At 59.6% G+C, this 19,233-nt stretch carries 15 protein-coding genes; 6 read left to right on the top strand and 9 right to left on the bottom strand.

Features of this window, described 5'->3' with window-relative positions:
- Positions 1–510: 510 nt before the first annotated feature.
- Both VHB22_RS14205 and ppk2 read left to right on the top strand, forming a co-directional pair.
- On the top strand, positions 511–1,068 hold the full coding sequence (locus VHB22_RS14205) for a GcrA family cell cycle regulator (protein ID WP_325457637.1): 558 nt from the start codon (positions 511–513) through the stop codon (positions 1,066–1,068).
- Positions 1,069–1,257: 189 nt separating this feature from the next.
- Positions 1,258–2,211 carry a polyphosphate kinase 2 gene (gene ppk2, locus VHB22_RS14210; protein WP_325457638.1) on the top strand — a complete coding sequence of 318 codons (954 nt, stop codon included), beginning with the start codon at positions 1,258–1,260 and terminating at the stop codon, positions 2,209–2,211.
- 15 nt (positions 2,212–2,226) lie between these two features.
- Here the strand turns inward: ppk2 and VHB22_RS14215 are convergent, their stop codons facing one another.
- Together VHB22_RS14215 and VHB22_RS14220 are read right to left on the bottom strand one after the other, a co-directional pair.
- Positions 2,227–3,075: a hypothetical protein gene (locus VHB22_RS14215; RefSeq protein WP_325457639.1), complete on the bottom strand. Its 849-nt coding sequence runs from the start codon at positions 3,073–3,075 to the stop codon at positions 2,227–2,229.
- The gene (locus VHB22_RS14220) at positions 3,072–4,784 is read right to left on the bottom strand and encodes an AAA family ATPase (RefSeq protein WP_325457640.1); all 1,713 of its coding nucleotides are present in this window, start codon (positions 4,782–4,784) and stop codon (positions 3,072–3,074) included. Before VHB22_RS14220 ends, VHB22_RS14215 begins: the two co-directional genes overlap by 4 nt.
- A 113-nt stretch (positions 4,785–4,897) precedes the next feature.
- On the opposite strand from VHB22_RS14220, the gene VHB22_RS14225 reads away from it, so the two are divergent.
- Positions 4,898–5,398, top strand: coding sequence for an MmcB family DNA repair protein (locus tag VHB22_RS14225; RefSeq protein ID WP_325457641.1), 501 nt, complete (start codon positions 4,898–4,900; stop codon positions 5,396–5,398).
- A 38-nt stretch (positions 5,399–5,436) separates the two neighbouring features.
- Here the strand turns inward: VHB22_RS14225 and VHB22_RS14230 are convergent, their stop codons facing one another.
- Both VHB22_RS14230 and VHB22_RS14235 read right to left on the bottom strand, forming a co-directional pair.
- Positions 5,437–6,018, bottom strand: a complete 582-nt coding sequence (locus tag VHB22_RS14230; protein WP_325457642.1) for an ActR/PrrA/RegA family redox response regulator transcription factor — start codon at positions 6,016–6,018, stop codon at positions 5,437–5,439.
- A gap of 143 nt (positions 6,019–6,161) precedes the next feature.
- Positions 6,162–7,565: an ActS/PrrB/RegB family redox-sensitive histidine kinase gene (locus tag VHB22_RS14235; RefSeq protein WP_325457643.1), complete on the bottom strand. Its 1,404-nt coding sequence runs from the start codon at positions 7,563–7,565 to the stop codon at positions 6,162–6,164.
- A 135-nt stretch (positions 7,566–7,700) separates the two neighbouring features.
- On the opposite strand from VHB22_RS14235, the gene VHB22_RS14240 reads away from it, so the two are divergent.
- Both VHB22_RS14240 and VHB22_RS14245 read left to right on the top strand, forming a co-directional pair.
- On the top strand, positions 7,701–8,312 hold the full coding sequence (locus VHB22_RS14240) for an SCO family protein (RefSeq protein WP_325457644.1): 612 nt from the start codon (positions 7,701–7,703) through the stop codon (positions 8,310–8,312).
- Positions 8,313–8,501: 189 nt separating this feature from the next.
- Entirely contained in the window at positions 8,502–9,269 is a 768-nt protein-coding gene (locus tag VHB22_RS14245; protein WP_325457645.1) for a SprT family zinc-dependent metalloprotease, read from the top strand.
- A 13-nt stretch (positions 9,270–9,282) separates the two neighbouring features.
- Here VHB22_RS14245 and VHB22_RS14250 read toward each other — a convergent pair whose 3' ends face one another.
- On the bottom strand, positions 9,283–11,400 hold the full coding sequence (locus VHB22_RS14250; protein WP_325457646.1) for a penicillin-binding protein 1A: 2,118 nt from the start codon (positions 11,398–11,400) through the stop codon (positions 9,283–9,285).
- A 480-nt stretch (positions 11,401–11,880) separates the two neighbouring features.
- On the opposite strand from VHB22_RS14250, the gene VHB22_RS14255 reads away from it, so the two are divergent.
- Complete coding sequence (locus VHB22_RS14255; RefSeq protein WP_325457647.1) at positions 11,881–13,671, top strand: cation:proton antiporter; 1,791 nt, start codon at positions 11,881–11,883, stop codon at positions 13,669–13,671.
- 29 nt (positions 13,672–13,700) lie between these two features.
- On the opposite strand, the gene gyrB is transcribed toward VHB22_RS14255, so the two are convergent.
- From gyrB to dnaN, 4 genes are all read right to left on the bottom strand, one after another.
- Positions 13,701–16,148, bottom strand: a complete 2,448-nt coding sequence (gene gyrB / locus VHB22_RS14260; RefSeq protein WP_325457648.1) for a DNA topoisomerase (ATP-hydrolyzing) subunit B — start codon at positions 16,146–16,148, stop codon at positions 13,701–13,703.
- Between the two features lie 145 nt (positions 16,149–16,293).
- Positions 16,294–17,583 (bottom strand): DNA replication/repair protein RecF, encoded by a 1,290-nt coding sequence (gene recF, locus VHB22_RS14265; RefSeq protein WP_325457649.1) that lies wholly within the window; start codon positions 17,581–17,583, stop codon positions 16,294–16,296.
- Positions 17,580–17,957, bottom strand: a complete 378-nt coding sequence (locus VHB22_RS14270) for an endonuclease domain-containing protein (RefSeq protein WP_325457650.1) — start codon at positions 17,955–17,957, stop codon at positions 17,580–17,582. The genes recF and VHB22_RS14270 overlap by 4 nt, the downstream gene beginning before the upstream one ends.
- Positions 17,958–18,073: 116 nt before the next feature.
- Positions 18,074–19,192: a DNA polymerase III subunit beta gene (dnaN, locus tag VHB22_RS14275; protein ID WP_325457651.1), complete on the bottom strand. Its 1,119-nt coding sequence runs from the start codon at positions 19,190–19,192 to the stop codon at positions 18,074–18,076.
- Positions 19,193–19,233: the final 41 nt, after the last annotated feature.

Below are 19,233 nucleotides of genomic sequence, written 5' to 3' on the forward strand. Positions count from 1 at the left end.
CGCGCAGGGTCCACCGCTGTCAACGAATTGGCCCGTTAGGCAGGCTCTTGCGGGAAAATATTGCAACGCTACAACCCAATGGTTGAAAGAACAGGGTTCGAACAGGCATTTGGGACATATCCCCGGCCGCGAATCGTTCTGTTGCTGGCTCGCAACGTATTCCTGTCAATACCCTTAAGACTAAACCTCTGTCTTGTAGGCGGGATTCAGCATGTTGTAATTTACCCTTGTTGGGCCACGAGATGTGGCGGCGCTCCGCGCCCCTCGTTCGGCTGTGTATCGGCACCAACCGCGCCCTGGGCAGCCTTGTATCCGCTGCCCGCGTCCTTGGCGCGTATGTTCTGCGTTTTCCTAAAGTTTCCGCGTTTGTAACCGGTCGGGACCGTCGTCCTACGCCGCGTGCTGTCGAGTCGACTGTGCGCGTCTGGGCCTCGCGTTCGGCCGTCTGTGGTTCTGCGGGCACCGGGGGGTGCACGCCGCAAATGCGGCTCGAGAGGGAGCATACGACGCATGTCTTGGACTGATGAGCGCGTGGATCTGTTGAAAAGGCTCTGGTCGGAAGGACTAAGCGCTAGCCAGATCGCCGGCCGCCTAGGAAGTGTGACCCGTAACGCGGTCATAGGAAAGGTTCACCGCCTTGGCCTTTCGGGCCGGGCGACGACTTCACGCATGAAAACGCATCGGCCGCGCACGCGCATGGCCAATCCGAAGCGGCCCGTGAAGCCGCGCTTCGCGCAGGCGGGTAATCCCGCGGTCCGTGCTCTTTATATGGACTCCGAAGTCTACGTGCCGCCCGCCGAAGAAATCGAGATCCCGCTCGCCGAGCGCAAAACGATCCAGACGCTGACCGAATGCAGCTGCCGCTGGCCGATCGGTGATCCGCAAACTGCTGAATTCCATTTCTGCGGCCGCAACAAGGTCCCGTTGCTGCCCTATTGCGAGGTCCACGCCCGCCGCGCCTTCCAGCCGGTCGCGCCGCGCCGCCGTGAGCGCACCGAAGTCGAAAGCCCAACGACCGCTGCCGCGAATGCGATTCTTGCCGCGGCAGATTCGAAGTCGCGCGGGTAAATCGGTCCTGAGATTTTTCCGCAGGCAAGCCGGGGGGCAGGACCTGCGGAGACGGAAAGCCAGCAGTCTGCAAGGGGGACAGCTGCTGGCTTTCCTATTTTCCGGATCGCTAACCCTTTTCCGTACGCTCTCGAAGTCGGCAAGCGCCATATGCTAGCCTCGGCACCGCTGCATGGGAGCGAAATGCCGATGGCAAAATCCAAGTCCAAAGACGACAAGGCGGCCGAGATGAGCACCTCGCCGTCACCTGGCGCCGAAGCAACTTCGATCGATCCGCTCGCTAGCCAGGCGCATTGCATTTCGAAACCAGCTTCGCAACTTCCGCGCGGCTTCTCCATCGACGCACCAAAACTGCCGAAGGAGATCGAAGAGCGCGCGATGCGCTCGGGCGGCTATCCCTATGACAAGCGGATGAAGAAAAAGGAGTACGAGGCACGGCTCCTCGCGCTCCAGATCGAGCTCATCAAATTACAGAAACACAACTTGAAAACCGGAGGCCGCATCGTCTGCCTTTACGAAGGCCGCGACGGATCGGGCAAAGGCTCGTGCATCAAGGCCTTTAACCAGCACATGAACCCGCGCAACACGCGCACCGTCGCTTTGACGAAGCCTACGGAGACGGAGCGCGGACAGCTCTATTTCCAGCGCTACGCCGTCCACCTTCCGACGGCCGGAGAAATCGTGCTTTTCGACCGCTCCTGGTACAACCGCGCCGGCGTCGAGCGCGTCATGGGCTTCTGTACCGGACATCAATTGGCGATCTTCCTTCGCGAAGCGCCGGAGTTCGAAGGTCTGCTCGTTCGCGATGGAATCAGGCTTTTCAAATTTTACCTGACGATCGGCCGCGAAATGCAGCTTGAGCGCTTTTTCGAGCGGCGCCACGATCCACTAAAGCAATGGAAGTTATCGGACATCGATTATGCGTCGCTCTCAAAATACGACGACTACACGTTGGCCGAGATCGAAATGTTCCGCTTTACGCATACCGTGACCGCGCCGTGGTCGGTGGTTCGCGCCAACGATCAGCGCCGCGCCCGTCTGGAAACAATCCGCCACGTCCTCCTGGCCGTCGAATATGAAGGCCGCGATCTGTCCGCGATCGGAGAAGCCGATCCCAACATCATCTTCCCGCCGCAACAATAGTGCCCTGCCGGGCAATTATCGAACGAGCAATATCGGCGCACGCGTCGCAGCCGACGCCCGAGTGAGTTCCCGGCCGTCGGCAAGCGCCGCGCCGCCGAAGCGCGCAACGATCAAGCTCGGCTTCATACGTGCAACAGCCTCGGTCAACACGCCCGGCACACCGAACGTCGGCCCAACCGACGTGAACACGACCGTAGGCGCATCCGCCATCAAGAGGCGCGCCTGCTGTTCAAGTTCTACGTGCTCGGCCGTGGTTTCAGCACCAATCACAATATGAATTGAACGGTCCGGCTGAGAAAGCCGCTCCGCCGCGCGCAACATCGACGGCAACCTATCGGCATCTTCGACGATCACCACGATGGGAGATTTTGTGCTTGCCGAATGTTCGGCACATAAAAGAAATCCGGTGGCGCCACTAACGTTTGCGAGTAGCGAACCGACGACGGACTGCCCGCCGAGTGTCGGCAGGCGCAGCGCAACGATGTTCCACGGACCACGCGCCAAGCACATTTCGGCGATGCGATCGATAGCGTCACCCTGCGCGAAGGCATGATGAACCTTGACTTTGCGATTAGCGCCCGCGCGCTCGACCTCGCGCCTGCACCGCTCAGCCAGAAGTTCGAACCGATGCTCGATCGCCAGAACCTCCGAAGCCGCGCCGCGTGCCAGTCTGCGAACAGGGACGTCACAGGCCCCATCGTCCTCGGCAATCGGATCGACGACGACCGTCTCGATTTCCGCGTCATAGGCCGCCGCTAGACGCAATGGTGCGTCGAGAAACTCCGGCGTACACCGCAACTCGGGATCGAGCCACAAGACGACGCGGCCGCTAAGCTCGGAAGCCTCGGCCACATGCGCCATCATGGGGCATCCGCCTCTGCGCGTAGGGCGAGCGCTTCCGTAACGTCGGAAGCGCGAATTTGCGAAGCGGAGCGATCCGCCGCAATAGAATCCGCATTTTGCAGGAGGTGCAGCAGAGCGATACAGGACAGCGAAACGCGTCCGCCGCCGCGCCGGGTCGCATCTTTATAGATGATGGGTGCCACGCTTGGCGCAAGCGGCCGCAACGCGTTGTCGGCAGCTAAACGCGCCGCACCTTTTGAAAATTCCAGTTCAGGCAGTTCGGCAAGCGGCGCCGTCGCGGCGAGTTTCGCAACATGCAGAAAATACCTCGCGACCCCGGGCTCAATCGCTTGCAGTTTCGACCACGATTGATCGTCGGCGATCAGAATGACCGTCGCTTCGAGCGGTATCGGATCGGCCTTAACGCAGATACCGGGACCGGAAAGCGGCGTGATCTTCCGCGAGGTTAGCGCCGCACTCAAAGCCGACCATGCAGCAGGATCGGAGGCCAGCCGCCACGCTTCGATGATAACGAATCCCGACCCCGCGCGCGCCAGCTCTCCGGGGATATACGCGGGGCGCCCAAGTGCGTCGCGCCCGATTTCACCAAGAAGGTCCTTGGCCGAAACATTCCGGGCCGTCACGACCTTTCGTCGTTCGGGCGAATCCTTATCGACGAAATCGAGCAGCATCGCCGATTGCGCACTAGTCCCTCCACTCGCAACCGCAGATGCCACGAACGCCTCTTCGACCGCGTCGATGGCAGCACCGGCCGAAGGGTGATCGGCACACGACTCCTTCAGCGCAGCAAGACTGGGCCGGATCGCGCGCAACGCCGTTTGTCGGATCAGCGCCTCGTATTTCGCGCTGGCTTCGAGTTCGATGTCGGGAAGGGTCGCGACGATTGACTGCAACTCGTTTTCCAGCGTCGTGATCTTGGCTTCGACATTGCGTTTCAACGATTCGGGCAGCGCACGGAAAACGTCCGAGCGCACGACGCGTCCCTCGTGCATCGGCGCAAGCACATATCCATCGAGAGATTTGACGACAGCGATGTTCTGAGCCTCCGCCCGCCGCCGCACTTGTTCGACGGCCTTGTCCCCAAGATAGCGAATCTCCTCTTCGAGCAGATCGAGGCTGATACGGTGCTCGTCACTCTTGAGGTGGCGCTCGAAAGCGATGTTCGCCTTGTCGATCGCCGAAAACATTTCTCTCGCAACACGGCCGCCTTCCCCGCTTGGAACGGAAAATGCTTTGGCGCGCGAAGGCGTGTGCCGCTCTATGACGTAGATCCAGTCATCGACGTCTTTGCGCGTCGCCTCCGCGGCAAGAGATTCCACGAGAGCCATCCGTCCTGTGCCGGGTTCACCGAGAACGATCAGATGCTCGCCCGCGCTCGACGATAGCGCTGCACGAATCCGCGCAACGGCGCGCTTCTGCCCGAAGATGTGCGGTTGATCGACTGGAACGATCGCGGCGGGCTCTGCGACCGTCGGAACCTTTGGCGGCTTGATAGCCTTCGCGTCTTGCGTTTCGGGCGGTGTTGCACCGACGGTGACGTTCGCCAATCTGTCCGCAAGGCGCGTCGTGACCAGCGTGACGACATTGGTCGGCGAGTCGGTCTTCGGCGTCTCGGAACTTGGAGCTTCCGACTTTTCCGCAGCAGACTCTTCGCTGACGACAACCGGCGTCTCGGCTTTTTTTGCCGACCTATTACGCCAGAAAACCATGCCACAGTCCCCCCAGAAAGCGGTGTCAATGAACGGGCGGACCTTGCAATTGGACAAGGCGCGCCGCCGCTTGCTTGTCTGAGAGACTGTCGCATGGCCATAATGGCGGGACCATGACCGACACGCCTTCCTCCGCAATGAATCATTCTCTTGCCGCTTCCGCGAGCATCATGCGCGACGACTCGCAGGCGCGTGCCATCCTCCGTGGCACGCAGCGGCTTTTACGCGCTCTTAACTTTGAAAGTCTGAGCGAGGTTTGTCTCGCTAACGGCCGTCGCGCCGACATCCTCGCACTCGGTCCCAATGGAGAGGCGTGGATCGTTGAAATCAAATCGAGCATTGCGGATTTCCGCGCCGACCAGAAATGGCGCGAATACCGAGACTACTGCGACGCGCTGTTGTTCGCCGTTGCCCCGGATTTTCCCGCCGACGTTTTACCCGCCGATGCGGGCCTCATTCTCGCCGACGCCTATGCGGGCGAGATCGTCAGAGCACCGCCCCGCCATCCATTAGGGCCTGCACGAAAAAAAGCTTTAACGCTCGCATTCGCACGCACGGCCGCCTCGCGGCTGCACGGGCAAAGCGATCCGGGCGCCGGAATTGCGATGGATTAAATCGGAGAAGGAGCGGAGCCGAAACAGGCCCCGTTCGATCATTTCGGAGCGCGTTTCGCGAGAATACGCTGGAGCGTACGCCGATGCATATTGAGACGGCGTGCGGTTTCCGAAACGTTGCGATTGCACAATTCATAAACGCGCTGAATGTGCTCCCAGCGCACGCGGTCGGCTGACATTGGATTTTCCGGCGGCGGTGCCTTCGAATCGCTCGGCGCCAGAAGCGCGTCGGTCACATCATCCGCATCGGCGGGCTTTGCGAGATAATCGACGGCGCCGAGTTTGACAGCCGTCACAGCGGTCGCGATGTTTCCATACCCGGTCAACACGATGGCGCGGGAATCCGCGCGGGCCTTGGCAAGTTCAGCGATGACATCGAGACCGGAACCGTCTTCGAGCCGCATATCGACGACGGCAAACGCGGGCGGTTTCTCACGAATGAGATCAATACCCTCGGCAACCGAATGACCGGAACGCACCTCGAAACCGCGAAGCTCCATAGCTCGCGCGAGGCGCTGCAAGAACGCGCGATCATCATCGACAATGACCAGCGACCGGTCGGCCGGCAGTTCGTCCTGCTTGAATGACAGGTCCTCGGTAACCAAGTTCTCCTCCCGCATCAGGGCTCACCTATTTAGTTGTTCCTTATAGCCATAATCCAACGCCACCACATGCGCCGCAAGCCCTGAAACTCCGAAAAACCGGGCTGAAAGGTTACCAGACGGGTGTTCGAGCTGATACCTTTTCGCCAAAAGTCGCAATCTTAACCGATTTTGACCTCCGGGCGGCGGCGCCCGGGCCAGTCGAAAGTGCCCGGAGGAAGCTCGAACGCGTTACGCGGCCAGGCAATCTGGACCATTGCTCCCCTTCGCGGCGGCGGCTGATTTGAAAACGTCACCGTCGCCCCCGAGCGTTCAAGCAGCGTCTTGGCTATGAACAGCCCAAGGCCGAGCCCAGAATGCGCCTTATCGCCCTTTTCCTCGTAGCGGCGCGATGTCACGTAAGGCTCGCCAATGCTGTCCATCATCTCCGGAGAAAACCCGTGTCCGTCGTCGACGATGGTGAAGACGACGTGTGTCGCATTCCATCGTGCCGTGAGTTGCACCTCCGACACGGCAAAGCTCACGGCGTTCTCAATAAGATTTCCGAGACCGTAGATCACACCCGGCCGGCGATGGACGACGGGCTCGACGCGCGCCGTTTCATCTTGGCCCGCGAACGGATGTGCCGAGATCATGATCCTTTTACCTGCCGCTTTGTGAGGCGCTGCGGCTTCTTCGAGAAGCTCTTCCACACTTAGGCTCGCGTGCATGGGATCCTGCTCGCCGGGCTTACGCGTCAGCTTTTGAAGAATTTCTCTGCACCGCTTGGCCTGACTATGCAGCAATTGCAAATCGTCGCGAAAACGACTCTCCGGGCCGAGCTCATGCTCAAGTTCCTTCGCAACGAGCACGATAGTCGATAGCGGCGTGCCAAGCTCATGCGCCGCCGCGGCAGCAAGTCCGTCGAGCGCATGTAACCGCTGTTCGCTCGCAAGAACCATGTCGGTCGCCGCAAGTGCCGCCGACATCTGTCGCGCCTCCTTATTCAGACGCCACGTATAAAAGGCCATGAACGCCATCGAGGCGATCAACGCGACCAAAGCACCAACCTTGTAATCACGAGGGAGTTCGAAGCGCATCCCTTCATACCAAGGAAGCGGATTGTGATTCGAGATCAGCACGCATCCGGCAACGACGACGATTGCGCCCAACGCGATCGTATATTTCGGCGGTTGCGTCGCTGCCGCGACCGTAACCGGAGCGACAAGCAGCACTGAAAACGGATTTTGAATTCCACCCGTGAAATATAGAAGTCCCGCAAGCTGCAGCACATCGTAGACGAGAAGCCCGAAGGCGACCGGCGTGCTGAGGCGATGACGCGCGGGATAGCGGATCGACAGAAAGACATTAAGCCACGCCGACATCGCGATCAGGATAAGGCAACTTCCGATATTGAACGGAAAGCCGTAGACTAACCTGATAAGAGCGACGGCAGCGAGCTGGCCAAGAACCGCCATCCAACGCAATCGTACGCTCGTAACGAGACGGAGTTGACTCTCGCGCTCGTTGACGATGCCCTTCAAGACCGGCGCGGCTGCGGTCGTGCTATCTGCCGGCATGCTCATGGCGCTGGAATCCAAACTTTGCTGTGGTGACCTCAAGCCGCATGATAGACGAGCCTGCGCACGTAATCGGAAAAATCGAAAGAACGTGAACGTGCAGCTGCTTTTTTACCCAAAGGGCAATGGAGACTTCAAGCAATGAGCCGCACGATGATTGGACTTGCCGTAGCCGGCCTGATTATAGGCGCTGCGTTTGGCACCTTGGCCCTTCGTACAAGAACGGCCGAAGGTCCCTCTCAGGGTCAGACCCAAGTTACCGGCAAGGCTCTGGTCGGAGGCCCCTTCAGCCTCATCGACCAGACGGGCAAACACGTGACCGACAAAGATTTCCGCGGCAAATACATGCTCGTCTTCTTCGGCTACACAAATTGTCCCGATATTTGCCCGGCCGGCCTGCAGGTCATGTCGGCCGCTCTTGAGAAACTCGGAGATCGCGGCAAAGACATCGTCCCGATCTTCATTACGGTAGATCCCGAGCGCGACACCCAAGAGAAACTTGCAGCCTACGTCAAAAATTTCACGCCGCGCTTGGTCGGCTTGACCGGCAGTCCGAGCGATATTGCAGCGACGGCAAAAGCATATCGCGTCTTCTATCAGAAGGTGCCTGACCAAAGCGATCCGAAGAACTACAGCGTCGACCATTCTTCGATTTTCTATTTGATGGGCAAGGATGGAAATCTGGTCGCACCCATTCCGTACAGCACCGATGTCGCGCAGTTGACGCAGGCAATCGACAAGGCGTTGCAATAATTAGGATTGACCGATTCGCTGTGAGACCGTGGCGCCACACTTTCACCGGGCACGGATGCGGTATGACATTGTTGCTGGAGCGGCGGTGCGAAGCTTGTTAGGTCATTTTCGTGCTGCATTGGTCCGGCACACGCGTGCCGCACTTCGCTGCATCGACAAGATGCGCGCCGGCTTTGGGGGGCAGAGCGCATGAGGATCAACAAGAGACGGCACGTCGCCGAATTGTCGACTGAACCGCAGTCGGTCCGTCTCGAAGACATTGGTGCACAACTCGAAGTACGCCGGCATCCGAGCGCACGGCGCTTGACGCTGCGCGTCAGCCGAACGCGTCGCGCAGTTATCGTCACGCTGCCTTTGCAGTGCGATCTCGACGAAGCCGGCACCTTTCTTAGCCGTCACATCGATTGGGTTCGCGCCCGTCTCGACAGTTTACCGAACCACGTGCCGTTTGAAGATGAAGCCACAATGCCGCTGCGTGGCGAAGCACACGAGATTGCATTTACCGGCAACCGGCGCACGCGCATCGTTTCCGTCGAACGTGGAACGGACGAGCCGAGGATCCTCGTTCCCGGCCCGAAGAGTCTTGCACCAAACCGCCTGACGCGCTGGCTCTTCGAAGAAGCGCGGCACGATCTTGAAAAAAGCGTGGCGCATCACGCCGGCCTTCTTTCACTCAAGGCGAAACGCATCGCCATTCGCGATCAGACCAGCCGCTGGGGTTCATGCTCGACGACAGGTGCGCTGTCGTTTTCCTGGCGCCTCATTCTGGCGCCACCTTTCGTCCTCGATTACGTCGCCGCCCACGAGGTTGCTCATCTCGCCGAGATGAATCATGGACCGAAATTCTGGGCGCTTGTGAAAAAAATCTGTCCGGACTTCGAAATCGCAAAGCACTGGCTGCAGATTCGCGGACCGGATCTGCATCGCTATGGTCCGGTGCACGGACGCGCCCGCTAGCGCGACGCGCGCATCACCACCAGTTTCCGAACGACACGACGTCCGGACGCGATTGATGTGAGTCATCCGAGAATGTCACGGAGTTCCTGACCGGTTCGTCTGCAACAGCACGCGCAATAAAATCCGCGCCGATGCTCGTCATGGGATGTGTCGGCGCCGGAATCGCACCGTCCGCAGCCCTATCCTCGTGCCTCTGTTGCGCAACCTGTTGTGCAGGCCTCATGGCCCAAGGCAGCACCTCGTGATATTGCACGACGCGAGGAATGTGAGTTCGGGCCGATGCAAACATTGACGCCTTTCCGAAACCGCCAACGCCCTCAGCGTCCGGTCGGCTGAAGACCGTTCCCGCCAATGCGGTTGGCGGGCGCCCGGTATTGGCAACGCGCATGACCTGATTCCAGATCTCTGCGGGCAAGCTGCCGCCGGTCGTACGTTTCATCGACTTGCCGTCATCATTCCCGACCCAGACACCCGCCGTCAGTTCGCTGGTATAGCCGATGAACCAAGCGTCGCGAAAATCCTGCGTCGTTCCGGTCTTTCCCGCGATAGGCCGATCGGGGAGCGCGGCGCGTCGCCCGGTGCCGTACACGACAACGGCGTTCAACATGTCATTCAGAGCGCCGATGGTGTCGAGGCTAGCCACTCTATCGGTGCGCGGCGGCGGACTGACGTAGACCACGCGTCCGGAGCTTAGACTCACGCGCGAAATGATGTGCGGCTCGACCGCAGCGCCGCCGTTGGAGAAGACCGTGTATGCCCCAGTCATCTCAAGCAGCGACACTTCCGACGTGCCGAGTGCAAGCGATGGGCCTTCGTGCAAATCGGATCTGATCCCGAGACGTCGCGCCATTTCGATGGTCCGTCCCTGTCCAACCTCCTGGTTGAGACGCACGGCCACGGTGTTTACCGATTGCGCCAGCGCTTGCCGCAAGGTGATCGGGCCAGAAAATTTGCCGTCGTCGTTCTTCGGCGACCAGCCCCCGATCGTGATCGGCGCATCGAGCGCGACGGTATCGGGCGTCATACCGCGCTCAAGCGCCGCGAGGTAGACGAATGGCTTAAAAGCCGAGCCCGGTTGGCGTTTTGCTTTGACGGCACGATCGAACTGGCTCTCATTATAGTCCCGCCCGCCGACCAGAGCGCGAATGCCGCCATCGCGGTCAAGAACAACAAGTGCCGCCTGACTTGCTCCGAACGCCGCACCTCTTTTATCGAGCGTCGTCTTGACGACTTTCTGCGCCGTACGCTGCAAGGATTTATCGAGGGTCGTCTGCACGATGACTTCGGCGTCTCCAGTACTTGAGATCGGCGGAATTTGATCCAGAATGTAATCGACGACGTATCCCGTATCGGCGGAGACTGTCGTAATTTTGGGATCGCTGAAAACAACCGGTTGAGCCAGAGCGCGCTGCTGTTGCTCCGGTGAAATGAACCCGGCATCGACCATCAAGGAAAGAACGACCCGGCCGCGAGCACGGGCGCCATCGGGGTTCGTCGCCGGGCAATACTTTGAAGGTGCCTTCAGAAGGCCCGCAATGATTGCAGCTTCTGGCAGCGTGAGTTTGCTGGCAGGCTTGCCGAAATACCGTTCACTCGCCGCGCCCACGCCATAAGCGCCGCTGCCGAAGTAGACCTGATTAAGATAGAGTTCGAGGATCTCGTCTTTCGTCAGTCGGATTTCAAGCCATAGCGCCAGCCCGAGCTCGGCAAGCTTGCGGGTCAACGTTCGCTCTTGCGTTAAAAAGAGATTTTTTGCGAGCTGCTGCGTCAAAGTCGAACCGCCCTGTGCGTATCGCCCGGCGCGGAGGTTCGTGAACATCGCCCTTAACGTGCCCGCTGGATCGACACCGTAGTGATCGAAGAAGCGACGATCTTCCGTTGCAACGACCGCTGCCGGAACGACCTTCGGTAAGTCGGCGAGGCGGACGTATTCATGAGACGCCCCACGCTCCGCAATGGTGGAACCGTCGCGCGCCAGAATCCTGATAAGCGGAGGGCTATCGTTATTGCGAACGGCAAGCGGATCGGGAAAGACGACGGTATAGTAGACCATCATCGCCGCAAACATCAGGATCAGGCCACCTGTGCCGGCGACCCCCAGCCCGAAGACCACACGATATTTGAGTTTCATCCGGCCGAAGGCACGGCTTAGAAAATTACCGCGTCGCCGCGCAGGCTTTCGTTGCGGTGCGTCATCAAAATCAAACGCGTGTTGCGCAACCGACTGGAATGATCCCGGAAGTGTCCGACGCGTACGCTTCCGCGATGGGAAACCGAGCAACTTGCCAAGCACCCAAAAGCAAAGCCGAACCGCCGCAAATAAGATCCGAAACACCCTCGCACCTTGGCCCGCACTATCGAAATCCGCAGCACCTTGGCACGCGCCAGGTCACCGCGGAACGATCGGGCTCCAGTGTTATCTGCCCTTGGCTAAAGGCCAGTTAAGTTCGCCGGGCCGATTATGATTGAATATACGAGAAAAATTTGTGTTGTAGACGCGCATTGCAGCAATTCGTCAGCACAATGCAAATTTGGCGGATTTGCCTCAAATTGCGTGGTAGCCGCGGGAGCTTAAGACAGACATAATGTTGCGGCACGGGTGGGGAGGTTGATGTCAGCAACAACTGATCTTGTCGTTTACAAGGATGCACTTCTGGTCCTCGGCACCGCCGGGGTGATTGTGCCGCTGCTTCATCGAGCTGGGTTCAGCACGGTTCTTGCGTTTTTGTTAACCGGCGCCGTTTTGAGTCCGGGCGGCCTTGGTGCACTGACGCCTTACATCCCCTCTCTTTCTTGGCTGACGGTCACGGATCCAGAACGGCTGGCAAAGTTTGCCGAGTGGGGCGTCGTCTTTCTTCTCTTCCTCATCGGCCTGGAGCTGTCGTTCGAACGCCTCTCGACGATGCGGCGGCTGGTTTTTGGCCTGGGTGGTCTGCAAGTCATTGTTTCGGCAGCCATCATTGCGCTTGTCGCAATCGAATTAGGCCAGCCCCCCGCGACCGCCATCGTTATAGGCTCGGCACTCTGCCTGTCATCGACCGCGATCGTGATCGAGTTGCTGGCCCGTCAGAAACGCTTGTCGACGACAGTCGGACGAACGAGCTTCGCAATTCTGCTGTTCCAGGATCTCGCCGTTGTCCCGATCTTGCTGCTGGTCGACGTCCTCGAACCCGGCAGCCAAGGATCGATCTTGCTCGGAATTGCGACGGCATTGCTCCAGGCTGTGGGGGCCCTGCTCGTCATCATCGGCATCGGCCGCTTTCTCTTGCAGCCGCTCTTTCGCGTCGTAGCGCAGACACACAATGCCGACCTGTTCATCGCAGCAACCCTGTTCATAGCGGTCGGAACAAGCTTCATTACGGCCGCAGCCGGGCTTTCGATGGCGCTCGGCGCGTTTGTGGCAGGGCTGCTGCTCGCCGAAACCGAGTACCGGCGCGCGGTTCAAACAACCATCGAACCGATTAAATCGCTGCTCCTCGGCGTCTTTTTCTTTTCAGTCGGCCTGAGCCTCGATTTGAGATCGCTCTTCGCCGACCCGATCACGATTCTGGCAATCGCTGGCGGCATGATGATGCTGCAGGCGCTCCTCATCTTTGGTCTCGCACGATTGTTCGGCATCGCGCGACCGGCGTCGATCGAAACGGCCGCGCTGCTTGCACCGGGGGGCGAATTCGCATTCGTCATTTTGACGGTCGCTCTTAGCTCCGGCCTCATCAATCGCGAGCTGTCGAGCGCTCTGTTGACGTCCGTCTCGCTAACGATGGCCTTCATACCCGCGAGCGCCAAGATCGGCCGCTGGCTGGCGTCGCGCAATGCTCCGCCTGCGCCTGTGGACGCGACGCTAAGCATCGTTCCCCCTGCGGAGAAGAACATCACCGCGCTTGTCGTCGGCTATGGCCGCGTCGGCCAGCTGATCGGTGACATGCTCTCCGAACACCAGGTGCGTTACATCGCTATCGATCGCGATGCGCGCCTCGTCGCCAATGCCCGGCGCGACGGTAAGCCCGTTTATTTCGGCGATGTGCGGGAGCTGGAATTCCTCAAGAACTGTGGGCTCGACACGGCCAAGGCCGCAATCATCACGATCCACGAGAAAGCCGAAATCGATGCAATCGTGCAGACGCTGAGGTCCAGCTATCCGAACCTCGTCATCGTCTCACGCGCCAAGGACGCCAGCCACGCTCAACATCTGTACGAAATCGGCGTCAACGATGCGGTTCCCGAAACGATCGAAGCAAGTCTGCAGCTATCGGAATCGGCGCTCGTCGGCTTGGGCATCCCGACAGGACTTGTAATTGCCTCGATCCACGAAAAACGCGATCAGTTCCGCGCTAAACTCCTTGGGGCGGCAAAAAAAGCCGGTACCGAAACCCGCGCCCTCCCGAACCGCAAACGGCTCTAATCTCGCGCTGTAGGCAGTCGGGTAGCAAATTACACGTCCAAATTCGAAACGTTGAGGGCATTTTCCTGAATGAAATCCCGGCGTGGCTCGACAACATCGCCCATCAGCTTGGCGAAAATTTCATCGGCCTCCGCCAGATCGCCGACCTTTACCTGTAAAAGCGTGCGCACGTCGGGATCGAGAGTCGTTTCCCAGAGCTGCTCCGGATTCATCTCGCCAAGACCTTTGTAGCGCTGCAACTCGATGCCCTTGCGACCGGTTTCATAGACCGCATCCAAAAGCGACCGAGGTCCGGTGACGACCTCAACCTTGTCCTTGCGCTTGAGCTTCGCCGGCTTGTCGTACACCTCTACCAAGTGCGCACGACGTTCATGCAAACGCCGCGCATCAAGCGAGCCAAGCAGCGCGCGGTCGAGGAAATGCACCTCCGTCACGCCACGAACTTCACGCTTAAACACGAAGCCGTCGTTGCCGAACCGGCCTTCCCAGCCGGTCTCCATTTCTTCCGAGATGTCGTCCAGCCGCTTCGCAATGCGCACCGCGGCCGCATTCGCTTCGACGGCCGACTGCAAAAGCGCCGGGTCAAAGATCCCACCGATCGCACCTTGCTCAACGACATTTCGATTGTAGCGCGAATGCAGCCCGTTGATTCCGCCCGAAATCTGCCGCGCCTGATCGACGATATCACGAAGATCGCGGCCAGCCCGTTCGGCGCCGTCACCGGTGACGAGAACGGCGTCGACCAGCCCCTGGTCGATCAGGTAGTCTTCCAGGGCGCGCTCGTCTTTGAGATAGGACTGCGTCTTGCCGCGCACGACTTTGTAGAGCGGCGGCTGCGCGATGTAGACATGCCCCTTATCGACGAGCTCGGGCATCTGCCGGTAGAAGAACGTCAAGAGCAGCGTGCGGATATGCGCGCCGTCGACGTCGGCGTCGGTCATGATAATGACCTTGTGGTATCGAAGCTTGTCGAGCTTGAACTCGTCGCGGCCGATGCCCGTGCCGAGCGCACCGATGATATTCGTCACCTGCTCGGATGAGAGCATTTTGTCGGTCCGCGCCCGCTCGACATTGAGGATTTTACCGCGGATCGGCAACACAGCTTGAAATTCGCGCTTACGGCCCTGTTTTGCGGAGCCGCCGGCGGAATCACCTTCGACGATGAAAAGCTCCGTCTTCGATGCATCGCGATCCTGGCATTCCGCCAGACCGCCAGGCAGCCGGAGTCCGTCGAGCGCACCCTTGCGACGCGTGAGATCACGGGCCTTTCGCGCTGCTTCGCGCGCAAGCGCCGCCTCAACGATCTTGCCGACGATAATTTTGGCTTCCTTTGGATGTTCTTCGAACCACGCGCCAAGCTGTTCGCCCACGGTAGACTCGACGATCGGCTTCACTTCCGACGAAACAAGTTTATCCTTCGTCTGCGACGAAAACTTCGGATCCGGCACCTTCACCGAGAGCACGCACGTCAACCCTTCACGCGCATCGTCGCCCGAAAGCGTGACCTTCTCTTTCTTCGCAAGGCCCGTTTCTTCCGCGTACTTGTTGACGATGCGCGTCAGTGCCCCGCGGAAACCAGCGAGGTGCGTGCCGCCGTCACGCTGCGGAATGTTGTTCGTAAAGCAGAGGACGGTCTCGTGATAACTGTCGTTCCACCAAAGAGCCGCCTCGACCGTAATACCGTCTTTCTCACCGCGAACCATGACCGGCTCAGCGAGCGGCGAAGTCTTCGAACGATCTAGGTAGCGCACGAACGCAGCCGTGCCGCCGTCGTAAATGAACTCCTCGCGCTTGACGTCGGCATGCCGCGCGTCCGTCAAGACGATCTTGGCGCCGGAGTTCAGGAACGCCAACTCGCGCAAGCGGTGCTCAAGCGTTGCGAAATCGAATTCGATAACATTGTGAAAGGTTTCGGGGCTCGGTAGAAACGAAACCTCGGTCCCGCGCTCTCCGTTGGCATCGCCAACGACTGCAAGCGGCGCGACGGTATTGCCGTTGCGAAACTCGATCATGTGTTCCTTGCCCTCGCGCCAGATGCGGCACTTGAGCCAGGTCGAAAGCGCGTTGACGACGGATACGCCGACGCCGTGCAAACCGCCTGAAACCTTGTAGGAGTTCTGGTCGAACTTGCCACCTGCGTGCAGTTCGGTGAACACGATCTCCGCCGCCGAGCGCTTCGGCACCTGATCGTCGTCCTTTTTGATACCGGTCGGGATGCCGCGCCCGTCATCGCGCACCGTGCACGACCCGTCCGGATTGAGCGTCACCTCGCATCGTGTTGCGTGGCCCGCTAGAACCTCGTCGATACCGTTGTCGACGACTTCGTAGATCATGTGGTGCAGACCCGACCCATCGTCGGTATCGCCAATGTACATCCCGGGGCGTTTACGGACCGCATCGAGCCCCTTCAGCATCTTGATGCTGTCCTCGCCGTAGTCTTCCGGCGCAGGCGTTTTCTTCAGCGGTTGAGCGTTCATTCGAAGCTTTCTCAGGGACGGAATAAGGGTCGCTTTTTATAGCACAAATCGCCGCCAAACGCCGCATGAAATCGCCGCAAAGCCCTCCAAAAAAGCCTTTATTTTTCAGCGCTTTGTGTGTGACCGTTTGTCCCTCGTCCGCGGTTCATTTCAGGACGGTGATTTCACCCTCTTCGACAGCCCAAAAGCGTGCCCTCTGAGACAGCGCCTCGAAGGCGTTAGCGTCCGTTCCCGTCATCCAGGCTTGCGCGCCAAGACGCAGGATTTCCTCGAACAGCGCAGCTCTACGATCCGCATCGAGATGAGCCGTAATCTCATCCAGCAGAAGGATTGGCGCCGCGCCCTCCTGACGTTCCGTCAGCAACTCAGCGTGAGCCAGAACAAGGCCAAGCAGAAGCGCTTTCTGCTCCCCGGTCGAACACTGCCGCGCCGCAAGCGCCTTAGGTCCATGCTCGACGATCAGATCGGAGCGGTGCGGCCCGTCGAGCGTCCGCGACGCGGCCCGGTCACGTTCGCGCGTTTCCCGTAGCGTTTGCGCATAGACATCTTCGGCCTCGACTGCCGATAACCTTTGCAAGCTCTCTTCGATACTGCCCTCAAGCCGGAACGACGACCACGGAAATGCCGAGTTCGGATTGCGCTCCCGGCGATGGGCAACGATTGCCGCCATCGCTGCAACTGCTTCGAGGCGCGCCGCCGCGACGGCAATGCCGTTCTCTGCCATCACCTGCTCGAAGCCCGAAAGCTGCGCGTTGTCGCGCACGCCATCGGCAAGCAACCGGTTGCGGCTCGTCATCGCTCGCTCGAAACGGCCCGCAATCGTGCGATAGCTATGATCGAAGCAGAGGATAAGCCGGTCGAGAAAACGCCGGCGCTCAGACGCCGCGCCTGTGAACAGCCCGTCCATCGCAGGCATCACCCAGACGATTTCAAGATAATCGGCAAGCACGCCCGAACCCGATTGCGCCACGCCGTCGATGCGGACGATGCGGCCCGTACGCTCGCTCCGCTCCGAACTTCCCGAAAATCCCCGTTGCTGGCTCTCGCTCCCACGCTGCGAAACATCCCCGCCGTTTTGCGAACCGGAGCCACCTAAGAATTCCCCTCCCCCTTGCGGGGAGGGGCTAGGGGTGGGGGTAAAAGAAGGAGTGGGGGCCCTAGCCTGCAACCCCGTCCCGATGTCCGCTGGTCCCGCGAGCGTATGCGCCCGCGCCGCGACCGCGAAACCGCCATCGCCCCCAGCGCGCGCGAGATCGCCGAACGGCACACGCCGAAGACCTTGCCCCGGCGATAGCAACGAAATCGCTTCAAGCAGATTGGTCTTGCCCGACCCATTGGCCCCGACGATCACCTGCGGCCCGGCATCCGTCACGACAGTCGCCGCCGCATAGCTGCGAAAGTTCGTGAGCCCCAGCCGCTCGACCCACAGCGTCATTCCCCTCCCCCTTGCGGGGAAGGGTTAGGGGTGGGGGTACGAACATCCAGCGCGACAACAACCTCGTCCATCACGCCGTCGATGTTCGTTACAATATCTGCATTCTGAAACCGAAGGACCTTGAACCCATGGTCCCCAAGGTCGCGCGGACGACTTGCATCACTTTCAATCTGCTCGTTGGTGGCATGGGTTGCGCCATCGACTTCAACGATGAGCCGTCGGGACAGGCAAGCAAAATCCACGATGTAATGATCGATCGGAACCTGCCTGCGAAATTTCGGTCCAGAGATCTTCAACGCCCGCAACTTATACCAGAGTTTTCGCTCTACTGCGGTCGCATTGTTACGGAGTTGGCGAGCACGCTCATTAGCCACTGGATGTCCAATCTCGTTCGATCGTCACCCCACCCCTGACCACTCCCCGTCAAGGGGAGGGGGATCTACCTGCCCCTCTCCCCATTAAGTGCAGAAATGGGGAGACGGAATTTCGATTAAACCCGCATCGGCATAAGCACGTAAAGCGCGCTCAGGTCGCCGCCGTCGCGGACCATCGTCGGCGAGCCGGGATCGGCAAAAAGAAACCGTGCGTCCTCGCTTTCTAGTTGATCGGCGATGTCGAGCAGATAGCGCGCGTTGAAGCCGATCTCCAAAGGCCCGGCGCTGTAGCCGACCGGAATCTCTTCCGTGGCGCTGCCGCCTTCGGGATTATTCACCGTCAGAACAAGCTTGTCCTTCGCAACATTGAGCTTCACCGCACGCCCGCGCTCGCTCGCAATCGTCGACACGCGATCAACGGCGCTTTTGAATGACCCATTCGGCACTTTCATTTCTTTATCGTTGTTGTGCGGAATGACGCGGCCGTAATCCGGGAACGTGCCGTCGATCAGCTTCGACGTGAGCACGACGGGACCGATCTCGAAGCGCACCTTCGTCTGCGATACGCCGACTTTCACTTTCGCGCTCGAATCTTCGAGAAGCCGCGCAAGCTCATGCACGGTTTTCCTTGGCACGATGACGCCGGGCATGCCTTCCGCACCCTTCGGCAGCGGCAGTTCGACCTGCGCCAATCGATGTCCGTCCGTCGCGACCGCGCGCAATGTCTTGGTGCCCGCAGTATCGGCGGGATGCAGATAGATACCGTTGAGATAATAGCGCGTCTCTTCCGTCGAGATTGCAAATCGCGTTTTATCGATGAGACGCTTCAGGTCTCCAGCCTCGATTGTAAACTCATGCCCAATCTCGCCGACAGCAAGATCGGGAAAATCTTCAGCCGAAAGCGTCTGCAGGCTGAAGCGCGAATGTCCCGAGGTGATCGTCAAACGCTCCTTGTCACCATCGCGCTTCATCTCGATCTCGGCGCCCTCAGGCAGCTTACGCACGATATCGTGCAGCACATGCGCCGGAACCGTCAGCGTTCCAGGGGTTGAAACCTTGGCACCGACGCTTTCACTCACCTCGCGTTCGAGATCCGTCGCCTTGAACATCAGTGCCTCACCCGAAGCTTTGAGCATGACGTTCGAAAGGATCGGGATGGTCGTTCGGCGTTCGACGACACTCGTGACGTGGCTCAGCGCCTTCAAGAGTTCCCCACGTTCAATCTCGAGACGCATGTCTGTCCTCAGTCCTGATTTCGGAGAGCGCATGGAATGGC

This window comes from Hyphomicrobium sp. (genome assembly GCF_035548195.1).
Lineage (GTDB): Bacteria > Pseudomonadota > Alphaproteobacteria > Rhizobiales > Hyphomicrobiaceae > Hyphomicrobium_B.